The sequence below is a fragment of the Lysinibacillus sp. FSL M8-0216 genome (assembly GCF_038595555.1).
GTDB lineage: Bacteria > Bacillota > Bacilli > Bacillales_A > Planococcaceae > Lysinibacillus > Lysinibacillus fusiformis.
The window spans coordinates 724,827-742,079 of record NZ_CP152007.1 but is presented as its reverse complement, the minus strand read 5'-3'; the positions used below and the strand labels follow the sequence as shown (position 1 = coordinate 742,079).

The 17,253-nt window shown below is 38.7% G+C and carries 16 protein-coding genes; 3 read left to right on the top strand and 13 right to left on the bottom strand.

The genetic code is table 11. The annotated features are described in order from the left end of the window. Window positions 1–4: 4 nt before the first annotated feature. Window positions 5–556, bottom strand: coding sequence for an XRE family transcriptional regulator (locus tag MKX57_RS03420; RefSeq protein WP_008178780.1), 552 nt, complete (start codon window positions 554–556; stop codon window positions 5–7). Window positions 557–681: 125 nt separating this feature from the next. Between MKX57_RS03420 and MKX57_RS03415 the strand changes: the two genes are divergently transcribed. Next, entirely contained in the window at window positions 682–1,416 is a 735-nt protein-coding gene (locus MKX57_RS03415; protein WP_008178782.1) for an AzlC family ABC transporter permease, read from the top strand. Next, window positions 1,413–1,739: an AzlD domain-containing protein gene (locus tag MKX57_RS03410; RefSeq protein WP_036123398.1), complete on the top strand. Its 327-nt coding sequence runs from the start codon at window positions 1,413–1,415 to the stop codon at window positions 1,737–1,739. Before MKX57_RS03415 ends, MKX57_RS03410 begins: the two co-directional genes overlap by 4 nt. Window positions 1,740–1,770: 31 nt before the next feature. Here MKX57_RS03410 and MKX57_RS03405 read toward each other — a convergent pair whose 3' ends face one another. The 12 genes from MKX57_RS03405 to MKX57_RS03350 form a co-directional block, all read right to left on the bottom strand. Further along, window positions 1,771–1,992: a DUF2198 family protein gene (locus tag MKX57_RS03405; RefSeq protein ID WP_008178785.1), complete on the bottom strand. Its 222-nt coding sequence runs from the start codon at window positions 1,990–1,992 to the stop codon at window positions 1,771–1,773. Continuing rightward, a complete protein-coding gene (locus tag MKX57_RS03400) occupies window positions 1,992–3,173 on the bottom strand; it encodes a PDZ domain-containing protein (RefSeq protein ID WP_171365798.1) in 1,182 nt (393 codons plus the stop codon). The genes MKX57_RS03405 and MKX57_RS03400 overlap by 1 nt, the downstream gene beginning before the upstream one ends. A 121-nt stretch (window positions 3,174–3,294) precedes the next feature. After that, window positions 3,295–4,737, bottom strand: a complete 1,443-nt coding sequence (locus MKX57_RS03395; RefSeq protein ID WP_036123391.1) for a S41 family peptidase — start codon at window positions 4,735–4,737, stop codon at window positions 3,295–3,297. A 234-nt stretch (window positions 4,738–4,971) separates the two neighbouring features. Continuing rightward, a complete protein-coding gene (locus MKX57_RS03390) occupies window positions 4,972–5,559 on the bottom strand; it encodes a redoxin domain-containing protein (protein ID WP_008178790.1) in 588 nt (195 codons plus the stop codon). Window positions 5,560–5,561: 2 nt separating this feature from the next. Continuing rightward, window positions 5,562–6,194 carry a hypothetical protein gene (locus tag MKX57_RS03385; protein ID WP_342550792.1) on the bottom strand — a complete coding sequence of 211 codons (633 nt, stop codon included), beginning with the start codon at window positions 6,192–6,194 and terminating at the stop codon, window positions 5,562–5,564. A 323-nt stretch (window positions 6,195–6,517) separates the two neighbouring features. After that, the gene (locus MKX57_RS03380) at window positions 6,518–7,828 is read right to left on the bottom strand and encodes a M23 family metallopeptidase (protein ID WP_008178793.1); all 1,311 of its coding nucleotides are present in this window, start codon (window positions 7,826–7,828) and stop codon (window positions 6,518–6,520) included. A gap of 58 nt (window positions 7,829–7,886) precedes the next feature. Beyond that, window positions 7,887–8,771: a permease-like cell division protein FtsX gene (gene ftsX, locus MKX57_RS03375; protein WP_008178795.1), complete on the bottom strand. Its 885-nt coding sequence runs from the start codon at window positions 8,769–8,771 to the stop codon at window positions 7,887–7,889. Continuing rightward, window positions 8,761–9,447 (bottom strand): cell division ATP-binding protein FtsE, encoded by a 687-nt coding sequence (gene ftsE, locus MKX57_RS03370; protein WP_008178797.1) that lies wholly within the window; start codon window positions 9,445–9,447, stop codon window positions 8,761–8,763. Before ftsE ends, ftsX begins: the two co-directional genes overlap by 11 nt. 240 nt (window positions 9,448–9,687) lie before the next feature. After that, window positions 9,688–10,875 (bottom strand): DUF4097 family beta strand repeat-containing protein, encoded by a 1,188-nt coding sequence (locus tag MKX57_RS03365; RefSeq protein WP_089986733.1) that lies wholly within the window; start codon window positions 10,873–10,875, stop codon window positions 9,688–9,690. Window positions 10,876–11,072: 197 nt separating this feature from the next. Beyond that, entirely contained in the window at window positions 11,073–13,940 is a 2,868-nt protein-coding gene (gene uvrA / locus MKX57_RS03360; protein WP_089986734.1) for an excinuclease ABC subunit UvrA, read from the bottom strand. 7 nt (window positions 13,941–13,947) lie between these two features. After that, window positions 13,948–15,927: an excinuclease ABC subunit UvrB gene (gene uvrB / locus MKX57_RS03355; RefSeq protein ID WP_342531982.1), complete on the bottom strand. Its 1,980-nt coding sequence runs from the start codon at window positions 15,925–15,927 to the stop codon at window positions 13,948–13,950. Between the two features lie 327 nt (window positions 15,928–16,254). Further along, window positions 16,255–16,503 (bottom strand): IDEAL domain-containing protein, encoded by a 249-nt coding sequence (locus MKX57_RS03350; RefSeq protein ID WP_036123367.1) that lies wholly within the window; start codon window positions 16,501–16,503, stop codon window positions 16,255–16,257. A gap of 226 nt (window positions 16,504–16,729) precedes the next feature. Between MKX57_RS03350 and MKX57_RS03345 the strand changes: the two genes are divergently transcribed. Further along, entirely contained in the window at window positions 16,730–17,239 is a 510-nt protein-coding gene (locus MKX57_RS03345; RefSeq protein ID WP_036123364.1) for a competence protein ComK, read from the top strand. Window positions 17,240–17,253: the final 14 nt, after the last annotated feature.

The window sequence follows — 17,253 nt, the reverse complement described above, 5'->3', positions numbered from 1 at the left end:
ACCTCTATTTATACTGTAAAATTAAATGAAAAATTGTTAACCCTTCAGATGTATTTCGATATTCATGGGGTTGATGCCCCGAGAATACTAGTGTATCCCCTTCATCCAGTAATTCATGCATATCTCCAGCAGAAATAGCAGCTTGTCCTTTGATAATCATGACAGTTTCCTCTACCCCTTCTGTGTGGGCTTCACTCCTACTAATGGCTCCAGGCTCCATTTCAACCTTGTAGAATTCCCAACCTCGTTCAGGATTATACGGAATAATCGAATAGACACGATAGCGTCCCTCATCCTCATCAACATGTGGGACATCCTTACCGCTGTAACGCATGAAATGAGCTGTTGGCGGCTGTAATAAAGAAGAAAATGAAATACGCATTCCAGCAGCTATTTTCCAAATGGTTGATACAGTAGGATTCGCTTCTCCCTTTTCTATTTGAGCGAGTTGTGCTTTACTAACGCCCGTTGCTTTGGCAACATCATCTAAGCTTAAATGACGTTGTTGTCTAATTTTCTTTAATTGAAAGGCTAAATTTCTGCTCATTTGTTCCATTTTTAATCACCAATTTTCTATTGTTTATTTTATCAGACATATGTATACTTTAATAAACATCAAGAACTATCAAACTATTCCATCAACAGTATACATGGAAATTTTTAAGAAAGGATGACCTATTTATGACAAGTACAACAGAGCTTCATCATGATCCGGCAACAAACTCTCCCAACGATAGCTTTATACAGGGCGTGAAGGATTGTGTACCTACCTTACTCGGTTATATTAGTATAGGACTTGCATTCGGTGTTGTAGGTTCCGCTTCAGGACTATCAGTACTGGAAATCGCCCTTTTAACCATATTGATTTACGCAGGCTCTGCACAATTTATTTTTTGTGCACTACTTTTAACAAGTAGTCCTGCTTCTGCTATCATTGTAACCATTTTTGTCGTCAATTTACGCCATTTATTAATGAGTTTAACATTAGCCCCTCATTTTACGCATTATTCCATGCTTAGAAATGTAGGCTTCGGTACTTTATTAACAGATGAAACCTTTGGGGTGGCTGTGACCAAGCAAATGCAAACCGGTAAATTATACGGTAAATGGATGGATGGGCTTAACTTAACAGCGTATATTTTTTGGATTTTATCTTGTGTCACGGGTGCCTTCTTAGGGCAATGGGTGGCAAATCCTGAACAATGGGGACTAGATTTCGCCTTAGTCGCTATGTTTGTCGCTCTTTTAGTTTTACAATTGAGTAGTGTCGGCAAAAGTAAAATCATGCATTATATTAAGTTAATCGGCTATATGGCTGTTATTATGTATGGTCTTTCTTATATAGTACCTTCACATGTGGCTGTTTTGCTAGCAACGGTGATCGTAGCAACTATTGGGGTGGTGACTGACAAATGACAACAACCGCTTATATGGTATGGCTGATTATTGGCTGTGCGCTTGTCACATGGCTACCACGTGTCATTCCGTTTATTTTTGTACGCAGTGTCACACTCCCGGATGTAGTGCTAAAGTGGCTTAGTTTTATTCCTGTTTGTATTTTAAGTGCTCTTGTCATCGAAAATTTAATCGATACCGAAAGTGGCAAAGTTGTGACTCTTGATTGGCCAGTCTTTATTACATTCGTGCCAACGCTAGTTATTGCGCTCATTACAAAAAGTTTATCTATTACTGTCGTTGCAGGAGTTATCATAATGGCAGCTGTGCGATTTTTCATGTAAAAAGGTCAGTCCCCACGAGGACTGACCTTGTTTATTTCTTCATTTTACTTGCTAACCAAAAGCCCACCGTTAATGAAAATGCATCTATAACGAAAATAATTGGTGGGGATGTATATCCTGCATATACTGAGGCAGCGATAAGCGCAATAGCCAATAATAGAGCAACATAGCGATTATACGTAATTCTTGTGAACAATAGCACCAATAAAGCAGGTATGAAGAGCGCCAACATCATTTTCCCAAAAACGTCCATTATATATCCCTCGGCTCAGCAAGTAGTAATCCAATTCGGTAATGATCATTACTATAAATGACATGCTGCGTTAAACGAATTTCATTGTTTCGATCTAGCACTTCGAGACGACAATGAGCGGCATTTAATTGTAATGCCTCGTATAATTCATTTTCTGTAAAAATAGAAACACCATTTACTTTCCGAATACATTCCCCTGCAAGTAAGCCCATTTTCTCAGCTGGCGAATCAGGAAACACTGCTGCAATAATTGCACCCTTTGTGCTAGGTGCTACCGCATAATGATCTGTTTTATCCTGCTGAGCATAATAGATGGAGATGATGATACGGATAATTGCTCCCAACCCAAGCGTCATATAACCGATCATTGGTTCAAGATATGCAGCCAGCCCCCCTATTAAAATAAGCTGTCCAAGTATAACTACAGAACGCCCAATTTTAGGAAATACTTGGGCAGGTAAATCCCTTCTTATCAGCTTCGAAAAGCCAATTACGAGTGGGAAAAAGATCAGTGCAAAGCTAGTATCCCCTATCGTAAACTGTGGCCAGTACGGGAATACAGCAGAAATCGCATCACCAGGCATAACAAAGAAAATAGGCAGTACCCAAACATTTCTTGAACGATAGACAATCGCCTGCATACCTCGTTTTGTTTTTTCCACGCAAGGTGTTGTGACCTTCATTGCTGCACGTCGAATTAAAAGACCTTCAGCAATAACACAAAGACCTACAAGAATAGAAATGGTAACGATAGCCCCATTCTCTAAATCGACACCTGCTAGGGAAATGTTCCACCAAGTAAAGGACCAGTTGTAGTAAGACATAGCCCATATTGCTAGCGTTGCTATACCCATTGTTAAAATAGGTGACAAAGCATTTAGGAAATACAATACGAGCCCTACTACCGAGACTGCTATTACAAGGATTAAAAAAACTTTTGGAACGGTAAGCCCTGCCGCCACACTAATTAGCGAAATAAGCAATGCATAAAGCCATCCATCTTTCCATTGTCCGACTAACTCTGTCCAGCCCCAAATAATCCGTCTATTAAAATATTTACGCTCCTGCTTTACGCGACGATAACCTAATAAAATAGCAAATATGATGGCTACATACAGTAATGGGTTGAGTAAAAAGCGGCCAATCGCTGTTACAATTTCTAATAATATATCACTAACCATACGAACACCCGCCGTTTCTATCTTGAATACTATGAATTTATTGTATCAAACGACTACACTCTTGCGTAGTACAAACTCATAGAAAGCTCTGTATTATGGTATTTTTGTTCTACTAGTGAGTTTATTGTTCGATTGCGTGTAGTAAAAAACTAGTTGCCATTTGGAATTGTTGGTCGTTTTGACGGTCTACTTTATAATTTTTTAATGTTTCATTCAAGCTATTAAAGAAGGTCGTATCCATATAAAATTCATCTTCTGCTAGTTTTAATTTTTTCTGTTTTCGATAAAGGTTAACCGCTTCAGCCGTTGTATCATCCATATAACCATCTAAGCGATCAATCTGATAGCCAAGTTTCTGCAAGGCATTTTGAGAATAAGAAATTTCCTCGCTCATATCGCCCACTTTAAACTTCCCTGTCAGAGGATGTAGTTGAAAAGCGAATAATTCATTTTGCTCGATTACTAAGCTTGCCTCAATGCCTTGCCCATGAATCCATTCACGTTTTGGTGTTAGCCATTTATTCGTGGATAATTTAAGCTCTCCGCCATTCGAAAGCTCCCATGATTCCTGTACAGTTCCTTTCCCAAAGCTCTTCACCCCAACAAGAGAAGCACGCCCCCAGCTTTTTAAGGCTCCGCTCAATACTTCACTTGCAGAAGCACTTCCTTGATTTTGTAAAACAACAATCGGAATTTTGTTCATTTTTTCTAAATATTTTTCATCGATACCTTTTGTTTGTGTTTTTAATGGTTCCATAGCACCTTCAGCATTTTGCATATATGCAAATACCTTGCCACTATCTAATACTGTGCTTAGTAGCGCTGCGACGCTATGTAAATACCCCCCTGGATTATCACGAACATCAATAACAATTCCTTCAACATCTTTCCGAAGTAATTTACTTGTTTCAGCAACCCATTCATTTGCCGTCTTCTCACCAAACAGTGAAATCGAAACATAGCCAATTGCTGTATCCTCTACTTTTACAACTTCACTTGAGACAGTCTTGTTAGAGATCGCAGCCCGCTCCATTGTCATCTTAATATGCTTATCCTCACTTGGACGGTAAACAACAATGGTAACCTTCGTCCCCTTCTCCCCTTGAATTAAATGCATCAATTCGCTCATCGTTTTACCATCTACACGAACACCATCAACTTGTACAATTTCATCGAGTGAACGCATTCCAGCCTTCTCTGCTGGTGATGAACGAACAGGGGAAACTACGATAAATTTTCCTTTATTTTCTGAGAGTTCAATCCCAATACCTACTCTTTCTTCAGCTAGCATTTGTCGATGTTGCTCAGCCTCTTCCTTGGAATAATAAGTGCTGTAAGGGTCCTTAATGGCATCTGCCATACCACGAAGGGCTCCTTCCACCAAAGCATCCTTTTTTGTACTGTATACTGATTTTTCTTCAATGAGGGTTATGGCCTCACCAATTGTGTCAACCTCCGTAACAGGCTCCTTTTTATCACCAATATTAAACCAATCAAAGTAAATACCACTGCCTACCACTAAACTACTAAGTAGGACACCGACACCGGCCGTTAATTTGCGCAAATCTTCCCTCCTCCGTCTCTTTTACTGTATGACACTATTTTTTCAAACATACAAGATTAGTTTTCAAAATTATGATTTGAGGAGATACTTTCTATCACTTTGTGAGCAATCGGCATTACTCTGTGGAAATGTAAAAAAACTACTATGCATGATGAGATTCCTCATCACGGTGTCACCGTAAAATAAAAAAATCTGCTCGTTTCTACGATAGAAACTGAACAGATTTTTTATGAATTAATCTAATGCATCTACATATTCTTTTAACATATCCACGTCCATGGGTCCTTTAATGGCACGTTGAATATAGCCGTTTGAATCAATAAAATAAGTTGTCGGAATGGTGATAATTTGGTAGTCTGAGCCTGCTGAATTTTCAGGATCCAACAAAATTGGGAATGTTAGCTCAAAGCTATCTCTAAAAGTCATCACCGTATCCACTTTCGCATCCGCTGTCACATCACGCTCAGCTGATGTTAAATTGACAGCTACGATTTCTACATTTTTTTCTTTGCCATATTTATCATAGAAACTTTGCATATGGGGCATTTCTGCCTTACATGGTGGACACCATGTCGCCCAGAAATTTAATACAACCTTCTTTCCACGAAGATCACTTAATGTGATATCTTCCCCATCTAAGCTTGTTAATGTAAAATCTGGCGGTGTATCTCCATTTCCTAAACCAATTTCTCGCTCCCCTATATCCTTGCCAAGAGCAGATTTTTCAATCGCTCTGTCTTCATTAATTTGCTGTCTAACATATGTACCAATCATCGCAACTACTAAAAGCACGACAATCAGTAGTCCAATATTTTTTTTCATTCTTACCCTCCCACTTTGATTCGTTCTTCTTGTTCTAAAACTATACCAAGACAAAGCAATAATAAACTCATACCTACAGCCGTTTGCCCTATACCAAGTGGCTGGAAGAAGGCAACAATGATTAGACCAGTTGTATACAGTATTAAGCCTCGTTTTACTCCTCCCTGCATTTTCCATAGTATGAAGACAGTCAATACACTTAGTACCATTAATGTAGTAACTTCACTCGTTGTAGAGTTGTCGTTGAACAGCACTACAAGCCATTGATAAATGGATTGAGTTAAGATGATCGCCCAGCTATACGCCATTATATGATGGCCTTGTAACGAGAGATTATGTCGCTTCCGCCATACTTGCAAAGATGCAGCGATGACGCCAAGAAAAACACCAACTGTACCTCCATTGAAATAAAGTAATGAGATAGGCTGCGCCACCACTGATTTAAAGTCAGTGACAAGCAAGCTAAACTTCCACACAAGTATAAATGTAAAGGCTGCATCACTATATGCCTCAGACCACTTTTTTGAAAATTGTAAGCGCAGAATAAGCCAAACTATGAAAAATGTAATAAGTAGAGCAATTGCAGTTGCTGGTAAAGTTAGTGCTCGGATGGAGTACCAATTTGTATTGATCACTCTCTAATCCACCTCCGAAAGATACATACAGCATAGCATAGAACTTTTCAACATAAGCCAATTTCACACTGTGTTCAGAAAATCTTAAGAAATATACCCCACTACGTATATATTCATCATAACATTAAATAGAATCTGATCATAGGAAAAGGGAGGAGCTTCGCTAGTTCCACGTCCTAACAATATTGCTGTTTACCCAAATAGTTATGGTTAGCTAGTAATTCAATTTTTTCGTTGGAGCACTAAACATATTTAGGTCCTTCATAATGCTGAAGGACAAAAAAAAGCTACACACTAGATTGCTCTAATGTATAGCTGATAGTTTACAATGGAATATATTTTAGCGGGTTTACACTACCAACTGCTTGTCCTCTCCAAGGTCCAATGTGCACTTCGAAGTGTAAGTGTGGACCAGTAGAACGACCAGTGCTACCCATTGCAGCAATTTGCTGACCTTGCGTTACTTCTTGTCCTACACTCACATTAAATGAATTTAAATGTGCATAGACAGTTGTATAAATTTGCCCATCCACCGAATGCGTCAGAATGACAACATTTCCATAGGAACTTAGTGGTGCAGCGTAAGCAACTACTCCATCCGCTGCTGCCCAAATTGGTGTCCCTGTTGAATTGGCGAGATCCACACCATAATGGAATTCAGGGCCTGCTCCAAGGTTCCGCCATCCATAAGGTGATGTTAAACGACCATTCGTTGGTTTTATCCATGTGCCGTTCGATTGTGGGGCATTAACTGTACCACCTGATGAGCCGCCACCGCCATTGTTGGCAGCTGCTGCAGCCGCTGCAGCTGCGGCTGCTTTACGTTTTGCTTCTTGCTGACGAGCAATTTCAGCTAAACGTTTTTGCTCAGAAATAATTTGATCCTGTAATTCTTGGCTTACTTCCAAAGCCTCTGAATATTCTTTTTCAAGTAATACTTTTTCTGATTTTAGCTTTTCTTGCTCTTTTTCTAATTGGTCAACTAATTTATTTTTCTCAGTCTTTTGGCTATTTAAGGAAGCCTTTAATCGTTCAAGCTCCGCTCGTTGACCTTCCAACTTTTTACGTTTTTCTTCTACAATTTGCTTTTGTTCTTCTAATTTTTGCTTATCATCTTTTTGATCTTGAATAATTTGACGATCCGCTTCCATTAAGGCATTGACCGCAGAGAATCGATCAATAAAGTCTACAAAACTATTAGAACCTAATAATACGTCTAAATAGCTAACAGAGCCTCCTGCTTGAATTGCTCGAGCCCGCTCTTGTAATAAAACATCGCGCTCTTCAATTTTATGCAATAGTTCTTTAATAGACTCTTCTAGTTTTTTTATTTCTTCATTCGTTGCTTGAATTTCGGCTTGTACTTTTTTTATATCACTATTTGTTTTGTCGATTTCAGCGTTTAATGCTTGAATTTGATCTATGATTTTTTGTTGTTTTTCTTGATTCGCTGTAATGGCATTTGATTTGTTTGAAATGGATGAATTTAATTCATTTTTCTTTGTTTCAATTTGCTTTTTCTCTTCTTTTAAATCCGATAAACTTGTTGCAAACGCTGATGGAGTTTGGATAAAAAGAATTAGAGCAGATGCTACTGCAAGTGTTTTCAATGTGTTTTTCGCCTTACTTTTCACCGATTGAACTCCCCTTCGACTATTTTTCCCACACACAAATATCCGCTGTGAGTGTAAACTAAATTTTTAAAAACTTACGCACTGACATGAAGCTTCCCCAAATACCGATCAACACACCAATAAGTAACAGAAGACCGCTCACCTGATACACGAGTGGAGAAAAATCTAATACTTGAATGAGCTCACCTTGTAAACGAGGTGCAATAATTTTATATATATTGTGGTAAAGGGTTGTGACAACCGCAATCGGAATAATAGAACCTAAAATTCCGAGCCACATACCTTCCAATAGGAACGGGATACGCACGAATGAGTTCGTGGCACCTACTAGTTTCATAATTTCAATTTCATCTCGTCGAGCAATAATCGTAATTCGAATAGTATTTGAAATTAAGAAAATCGCTGTGAATAATAACCCTAAAATAAGCACGATTCCTACATTACGACTCATATTTAAGAAGTTAAATAGTTTTTCTACTTTGCCTTCACCATACATAACGTCATATGTATACTCATATTTATCAATCGCCTTCGCCACTTTTGCCGTTTGCTGAGGCTCTGTTGCTTTTACATAAATTACATTACGTAATGGGTTACTTTGCTCAAATAGCTTAAAATCGTCACCAAAATCTTTAACTAATTTGGTTAACTCATCTTCCTTAGTTGAGTAGTTCATTTCTGAGACACCGGGCAATTTTTTAACTTTCTCAATGAGCGCTTTTTCTGCCGCCTCATCTGCTGTTTCATCAATTAAGACTTTAATCTCAACGTCGTTTTCTAAATCCGATGCCACTTTATTTAAATTCATCATAATAAGCGCAAAAACACCAACTAGGATAAGTGTAACTGTGACTGCACTGACAGACGCAATCGTCATCCAGCTATTTCGTCCAAGAGACTTAATACTTTCACGGAAGTGACGCTTTACAGTACTAAATTTCATAGCCGTATTCACCTCCGTGTTCATCACGGACAATTAACCCGCCCTCAATAGCGATAACTCGACGTCGAATCGTATTCACAATCTCACGGTTATGGGTCGCCATTACAATGGTTGTCCCCCGCGCATTAATTTCTTCAAATAAATTCATAATCTCCCATGAAGTTTCAGGATCAAGGTTCCCCGTAGGTTCATCCGCAATCACAACTTTTGGTACATTGACGATAGAGCGTGCAATGGACACTCGTTGTTGCTCTCCCCCTGAGAGCTCATTCGGAAACATTCTAGCTTTATGCTTTAATCCAACAAGCTCTAAAACTTCCATAACGCGACGTCTAATCTCATCAGGTTGTTCCTCGATTACTTCTAGCGCAAACGCTACGTTCTCATAGACATTCAAACGAGGTAATAATTTAAAATCTTGGAAAACAACTCCAAGTTGACGACGCAAATATGGGACTTTCTTATTCTTTAACGTTGCTAAATCGATACCATTTACAATAATCTGCCCTGACGTTGCTTTTTCTTCACGGTACATCAATTTGATAAATGTAGATTTACCTGCACCACTTGGGCCTACTACATACACAAATTCACCCTGCTTTATGTTTACAGAAATACCATTTGTCGCAACAACGCCATTGGGGTACTTCTTCGTTACATTTTTCATTTCTATCATGATTAAACCACCTAAAACTCTCACTATGTAAGAGGTATTTCATTTACTATTATAGCACTCTATTTCTGTTTTTTTATTACAGTTTCATTTCAATCCGTGGCAGTTCCTTCTATTTCGTTCTTTCCTTGCCATAATCCTTAAAAATTTGACATAAAATAAAAACAGCAATCGACGACATCTATTGTCGATTGTTGTTTCAAAAGAAAAAAGCATCCAGGCAATCAGCCTGAATGCTTTGTATTAAACTTGCTGCTCGTCTGTTGTTGTGTAGCGAATTAAAACAGCACCTGTTTTTGATTCTCCTTCGATAAATAAGCGATTTGCATGTTCAACTTCTTTATCAAAACGAACAACTTTAGAGAGGAATTGATCCTGCGACTCCATTTTGGAAACATCATGTATACCGACGTCTACTTTCCCAAAATTCGTCACCACTTTACCACTTAATGAAATAGTTCGAGGCACGTATAATTCAACCGCTCCCGCAACCGTTTGAGCTTTTATTTTGGATGAATTTGTTGAGCATGTCGTCACCACAACATGTCCATTAACAGATTTAGCTTCTACTTCGTCCAACGCACCATCTAAATAAACACGTCCATTTAATGTTTCAGCTTCTAAATCTTTCCCGCGAACCTTTGTTAATTCAATGGAGCCATTAGAGGAATCTACTTCCGCTTTCCCAAAACTGAACTTAGTCCCTTTAATAGCACCGTTTAATGTTTTCACCTTTAATTCTTCAACATCTGTATCCTGTAATGAAACACTACCATTCATCAGTCGGACAGATAATTTTTCAAGTTTATCCTTTGGAACTAGTACCTTTGCATTGACTTGAACAAGCTTTAATTGGCTCAAAATTCGAAGTGAATGCTCATCCTCTTTCACAACAAATTGCTCTAAAAAGTGATTGCGTGTTTCTTCTTCACTATCATTCATAAGCGGTGCCTTCACCTTGCAAATAACTTGAATCGTATCTCCCTCACTGGATTCCAATGAAAAGTTACCATTCGGTAACTCAGCAATAATGCTTTCTACATTGGCAGCAGCCACTTCTTCTGTATGCGTAAACTCAAATTTATCGCCAAACGGAGAAGCTACATCAAATTCCTTCACCTTTTTGACAGCTGTATTCATCATATCCATAAAGAGAGAACCAATCTGTGTTAAATCCTTACGAAAATCTTGCATCTCATCTTGGAAATGTTTCATAAAATCTTCTTTTTTCTTGTCGCCATCTTTAGACTTTTCTTCAAATAATGACTCTTTGTCAGAAGAAAATGACTGTGACTCTTTAGACACATCATCCATAACATTTTGAGTAGATTTGCCGGTTTGCTCTAATGCTTCTAATAATGTAATCGCCTCTTGTGCCGAAATCGTACCTTTTTCTACAAGTTCTAAAATTCGTTGACGTTCATTTTGCATAACTAAATAGCCTCCCTCAGTTCGTTATACTATTTATACGATTCTTTTTTTGAAAAGTTTCACTGCAAAATTGAAATAAAATGGATTTTTTATTACAACGAAGGCTTTCCTTCTTGTCAGCTTGAAAGATGTGCTCCCATTCTTCTTTAATTCTATGGATTGAGTTGCGCTTTTCGTATTCCGATTGAAGGCCGGGATTAGGATTTAGAAGCTTGTGCTAATACTGCTTCCATTCTAAGGCGGTCACGTTCTAAAATTGGTTTTAAATATTTTCCTGTGTAAGAACCTGGCACTTCTGCCACTTCTTCAGGTGTACCTGTTGCAATAATCGTACCCCCTTTGTCTCCACCCTCTGGACCTAAATCGATAAGATAATCAGCCGTTTTGATAACATCTAGATTATGTTCAATAACTAATACGGAGTCACCATTTTCAACAAGACGTTGTAGCACTACAAGTAAACGTGCAATATCGTCTGCATGTAAGCCTGTCGTCGGTTCATCTAGAATATAGAATGATTTACCTGTTGAACGTCGATGTAATTCAGATGCTAATTTTACACGCTGCGCCTCTCCTCCAGACAAGGTTGTGGCAGGTTGTCCTAATTTCATATAACCTAATCCAACATCAACAATAGTTTGAAGCTTACGTTGAATCTTTGGAATATTTTCGAAGAATACTACTGCATTTTCAATCGTCATATCTAAAATATCTGCAATACTTTTGTCTTTATATTTCACTTCAAGTGTTTCCCGATTATAGCGTTTGCCGTGACATACTTCACAAGGAACATACACATCAGGAAGGAAATGCATTTCTATTTTAATAATTCCATCTCCACGGCATGCTTCACAGCGGCCACCCTTGACATTAAAGCTAAAGCGACCTTTTTTATAGCCACGCACCTTTGCTTCATTCGTGGTAGCAAAAACATCGCGTATATCATCAAAGACTCCCGTATAAGTAGCTGGATTCGAGCGTGGGGTACGGCCAATTGGAGATTGGTCAATATCGATGACTTTTTCAAGCTCATCCATCCCTGTTACCTCTTTATGTTCTCCCGGTTTAACCTTGGAACGATTCAGCTTCTGTGCCAATGATTTATATAAAATTTCATTAATCAGCGTGGATTTCCCTGAACCAGATACACCTGTCACTGCGACAAATAAGCCAAGTGGAACATCGACTTTGACATTGCGTAAATTATTTTCCTTGGCACCCTTAATCGAAAGCTTACGACCATTTGGTTGACGTCTTTCAACTGGCAATGGGATAAATTTTTTCCCGCTTAAATATTGTCCTGTTAAAGATTTATTATTTTCCATGACTTCCTGTGGTGTACCAGCTGCAACAATTTGGCCACCATGTACACCTGCACCTGGTCCAACGTCAATCAGATAATCAGCTGCTAGCATCGTATCCTCATCATGCTCCACCACAATCAGTGTATTACCAATATCTCGCATGTTTTGTAAGGTGCTAATCAAGCGATCATTATCACGTTGGTGTAAGCCAATCGATGGTTCATCTAAAATATATAGAACGCCTGTTAATCGTGAACCGATTTGAGTAGCAAGGCGAATACGTTGTGCTTCCCCACCAGATAATGTACCTGCTGCACGACTTAAAGTTAAATAGTCTAAACCTACATTAACAAGGAAGCCCAGTCGTTCTTCAATTTCCCGTAAAACTAGACGAGCAATTTTCATATCCTTTTCAGTGAGATCTAGCTCTTTGAAAAATGTGTCAGCTTCCTGAATTGAATATTGTGTCACCTCACCAATATGTTTGTCGGCAACTTTTACAGCTAATGTTTCTGGCTTTAAACGATAGCCTTTACAAGAAGGACAAGCCTGTTGTGCCATATATTTTTCCATTTGCTCACGAACATAATCTGAAGTTGTCTCTTTAAAACGACGCTCTACATTTCGGACAACACCTTCAAATTCAATCATTTGGTCTCGTACATTGCCAAACTCATTTTCATAATGGAAGTGAATCTTCTCTTTACCTGAGCCAAATAACACTTTGTCCATCTTGTCTCTTGGTAACTCTTTCACTGGCACATCCATTGGAATATTATAGTGATCACAAACTGCTTTTAATAATTGTGGATAGTACTGTGAACTTGTTGGCTCCCAAGGTGCAATAGCATGCTCTAATAAAGAACGATCCCAATCCGGCACCACTAAATCTAAATCCACCTCTTGCGTCGAGCCTAAGCCGTCACAGCTTGGACAAGCACCAAATGGACTATTAAATGAAAACATGCGTGGCTCTAGCTCACCAATAGAAAAACCACAAATAGGACAGGCATGATGTTCACTAAATAGTAATTCCTCATGCTCCATGACATCTACAAGCACACGACCATCGGCCAAACGAAGAGCTGTCTCTAAAGAATCACTTAAACGTGCAGCGACACCTTCCTTCATTACAACACGGTCGATCACTACCTCAATAGAGTGTTTTTTATTTTTATCAAGATCAATCGCATCATCTAAATCTCGTAAATCTCCATCAATTCGCACACGAACGAAGCCTTGCTTTTTTAAATCTTCTAGCAGTTTTACATGTGTTCCTTTACGTCCAGAAACCATTGGAGCAAGGAGTTGCATTTTGGTTCTTTCTGGATAAGTTAATAAACGGTCCACCATTTGCTCAATCGTTTGGGAAGTAATTTCTATCCCGTGATTCGGACAAATCGGCTTACCAATACGTGCATATAGTAAACGTAAGTAATCATAGATTTCTGTAACCGTCCCTACCGTAGAGCGTGGGTTACGACTCGTTGTTTTTTGGTCTATTGAAATAGCAGGCGATAATCCTTCGATTGCATCAACATCTGGTTTGTCCATCTGCCCAAGAAATTGACGCGCATAGGCGGAAAGAGACTCGACATAACGTCGTTGTCCCTCCGCATAAATCGTATCAAATGCTAATGAAGATTTACCTGATCCTGATAATCCTGTTAAAACGACTAATTGATCACGTGGAATTGTGACATTAATATTTTTTAAATTATGAGCACGTGCACCTTGCACGACAATTTCAGTATTTTTCACAAGTCATTCACCCTTCTACCTTCAATTCAAATATTGTATCTCGAAGCTCAGCTGCACGTTCGAAATCTAGCGCTTTTGCCGCTTCCTTCATTTCTATTTCTAGAGAAGCTACGAGCTGGTCTCTTTCTGCCTTTGTCAGCTTTTTGCCCTTCGTCGCCTTTGTTACATAGGATTTTTCTTCTTCTGCCACTTGTGTAGCACGAATTACTTCTGGTATTTTTTTACTAATGGTTTGAGGCGTAATACCATGCTCTTCGTTATAGGCCATTTGCAATTCACGACGACGTTTTGTTTCATCGAGCGCCTTTTTCATCGAGTCGGTTACATGATCTGCATACATGATGACATGACCGTTCGCATTACGCGCAGCTCGGCCAATCGTTTGAATGAGTGAACGTTCTGAACGTAAAAATCCTTCTTTATCCGCGTCTAATATGGCTACAAGTGATACTTCAGGAATATCAAGTCCTTCACGCAATAAGTTAATTCCAATTAGTACATCGTAAGTGCCCTTCCGTAGCTCACGAATAATCTCAATACGCTCTAATGTTTTAATCTCAGAATGCAAATACTCAACCTTTAAGCCCATTTCCTTCAAATAGGCCGTTAAATCCTCTGACATTTTCTTTGTTAGCGTTGTTACTAATACTCGCTCATCACATGCAATTCGACCTTGAATTTCATCGATTAAGTTATCTATTTGCCCTTCAATTGGGCGGACATCTATTAATGGATCCAGTAAACCAGTAGGTCGAATAATTTGCTGGATCATTTCTGGTGTATGTTCCAACTCATAGGGTCCAGGTGTGGCAGATACATAAATAGCTTGATGTACTCGATTTTCGTATTCTTCAAAACGTAATGGACGGTTATCTAGCGCAGATGGCAAACGGAAACCATGTTCTACGAGTACCCCTTTACGCGCTTGGTCACCGTTGTACATCCCTCGTACCTGTGGAAGAGTTACGTGACTTTCATCTACGACAAGCAAAAAGTCCTCAGGGAAATAATCAAGCAACGTATATGGAGTCGCACCTGCTTCACGTAAAGTTAAGTGACGTGAATAGTTCTCAATCCCTGAACAAAAGCCCATTTCACGCATCATTTCTAAATCATAACGTGTCCGTTGCTCTAGACGCTGAGCCTCTAATAATTTATCCTCGGCACGCAGTAAAGCTAGACGATCCTCTAATTCTTTTTCAATGTTTTCTATCGCTTTTCGCATTTTTTCTTCTCGTGTAACGAAGTGGGATGCTGGGAAAATAGCGACATGCTCTCGATCTGATAGTATTTCTCCAGTTAAAGCATCTACCTCACGAATGCGATCAATTTCGTCCCCAAAAAACTCGACACGAATACAATGCTCATCACGTGAGGCTGGGAAAATCTCTACTACATCTCCTCGTACCCGAAACGTCCCGCGTGTAAAACTAACATCATTGCGCTCATATTGAACATCTACAAGTTTGCGCAGTAGCTGATTACGTTCAATTTCCATACCCGTGCGGATCGAGACAACCATTTCACGATATTCTTCTGGAGAACCAAGACCGTAAATACAGGATACAGATGCAATAATAATGACATCATCACGCTCAAATAATGCAGAAGTTGCAGAGTGGCGTAGCTTATCAATTTCATCGTTAATGCTAGAATCCTTTTCTATATAAGTATCTGTCTGCGGTACATAGGCTTCTGGTTGGTAATAATCATAGTAACTAACAAAGTATTCTACAGCGTTATTTGGAAAGAACTCTTTGAACTCACTATATAATTGGCCCGCCAACGTTTTATTGTGTGCCATAATGAGTGTCGGTTTTTTAACCTGCTGGATTACATTTGAAATCGTAAATGTTTTCCCAGTTCCTGTTGCACCAAGTAATGTTTGATGACGCTTGCCTGCTTTCACACCCTCCACTAATTCCGCAATTGCCTGTGGCTGATCTCCATTAGGCTGATATGGCGCTTGTAAATCAAAAGTTTGCACACCTGTCCCCGTCCTTTCTTTCCAATTTGTACATATATTTTAGCATAGCAATATTAAAATTTCGAACATTTAACGAACGAATGTTTGTAATTTTTTTTTTCTATCCCTAAAATGGAATATGGATACTCAACCTTCTACTCTCATAATAGCCGTTTCGTCAGGTTTTCAAGCCTTATCTAGTAATGAGATGTCAATTGTAGAATGGTAGTCGTTCCTTCTCTTTTCTCATTTTTAGAGCAATACTTTTTATACATTAGGTGAATGGCACAGCCACTCTATCATCTCCAAAAAAAATCCCGCTCTCCATAGTCGCGGAGAGCGGAATTATTAATATGATTCATCTTCTGATTGCTGCAAGGAATTGAGTTCGGTTGCGTATTGATAAAATGCGTTTTCATCTTTTTCATCGAGCGCTCTATCTATTAAAACGATGAGCTGCTCTTGTCGATGCATACGCTGGATACGATTTAAAAATAAATCTAAATAAATCTCGTTTAATAATTTCTCTGCCTCATCAACTTTTTTTGACTGACCAACGGCTTTTAGAAAATCTGTGTACGAATAATATTTATCCAACGATCTCACCCCGATCCTTTTCTAAATTATATGAAAATTGAAATTAAAAAGCAATGCTTACGATTTGAAAATAACTTGGATTAACTAGTAAACTCGTGAAATTTAAAGCAAATTCTCTAAGCATTTCATTCATTTATCAACCTTGTTTCATTACTTTGTATATTTTTTGAAATTCATTTTATGTATTACACTACGGTTATCAATAGAAAAGGGAGGCACTTCCAAAATGACTAGTAAATTTGTAAATGGCTATTTAATTTCCTTTAACACTTACTTGCTCCAACCAGTTCAGCATGACACTAAAGTTTTCACTCATGTTATAGACAAACATAATGAGCTAATTGTTACTCGGAAGCCGATGCATGTACTGCGAAAATCTTGTATTTCATTAGGCTCCACCTATGAAGCAGCAAAGCAATCTGCTAAACGCTTTTTTGGTAATCAACATAAGCTACCAATCGTCGTGGCCTTTGATTATGGTTTTCCTTGCATCTTTCTACCAACCTATTCACCTAATTCCATTCATAATATATGGATAGGGCTCCATGCGATTATCAATATTACGCCGAGCGAAACAGGATGTGTGGTCACATTAAAAAACGATCAAAAGATTGAGCTACCTATTCAATATGCTTCTATTAGTAAACAGTTTGTGAATGCTTCTATGCTCTATAAACATTACATGAATGAACGAAAACAACTTAGTCAAGATTCACCCTATCATCCATTCTTTTAACTAAAAAATCCCCC

What these genes read in the sequence shown, in the direction of transcription:
- MKX57_RS03420 (WP_008178780.1), bottom strand. Translation starts at nt 556, where the DNA reads ATGGAACAAATGAGCAGAAATTTAGCCTTTCAATTAAAGAAAATTAGA.
- MKX57_RS03345 (WP_036123364.1), top strand. Translation starts at nt 16,730, where the DNA reads ATGACTAGTAAATTTGTAAATGGCTATTTAATTTCCTTTAACACTTAC.
- MKX57_RS03415 (WP_008178782.1), top strand. Translation starts at nt 682, where the DNA reads ATGACAAGTACAACAGAGCTTCATCATGATCCGGCAACAAACTCTCCC.
- MKX57_RS03405 (WP_008178785.1), bottom strand. Translation starts at nt 1,992, where the DNA reads ATGGACGTTTTTGGGAAAATGATGTTGGCGCTCTTCATACCTGCTTTA.
- ftsE (WP_008178797.1), bottom strand. Translation starts at nt 9,447, where the DNA reads ATGATAGAAATGAAAAATGTAACGAAGAAGTACCCCAATGGCGTTGTT.
- MKX57_RS03365 (WP_089986733.1), bottom strand. Translation starts at nt 10,875, where the DNA reads ATGCAAAATGAACGTCAACGAATTTTAGAACTTGTAGAAAAAGGTACG.
- MKX57_RS03390 (WP_008178790.1), bottom strand. Translation starts at nt 5,559, where the DNA reads ATGAAAAAAAATATTGGACTACTGATTGTCGTGCTTTTAGTAGTTGCG.
- MKX57_RS03400 (WP_171365798.1), bottom strand. Translation starts at nt 3,173, where the DNA reads ATGGTTAGTGATATATTATTAGAAATTGTAACAGCGATTGGCCGCTTT.
- MKX57_RS03410 (WP_036123398.1), top strand. Translation starts at nt 1,413, where the DNA reads ATGACAACAACCGCTTATATGGTATGGCTGATTATTGGCTGTGCGCTT.
- ftsX (WP_008178795.1), bottom strand. Translation starts at nt 8,771, where the DNA reads ATGAAATTTAGTACTGTAAAGCGTCACTTCCGTGAAAGTATTAAGTCT.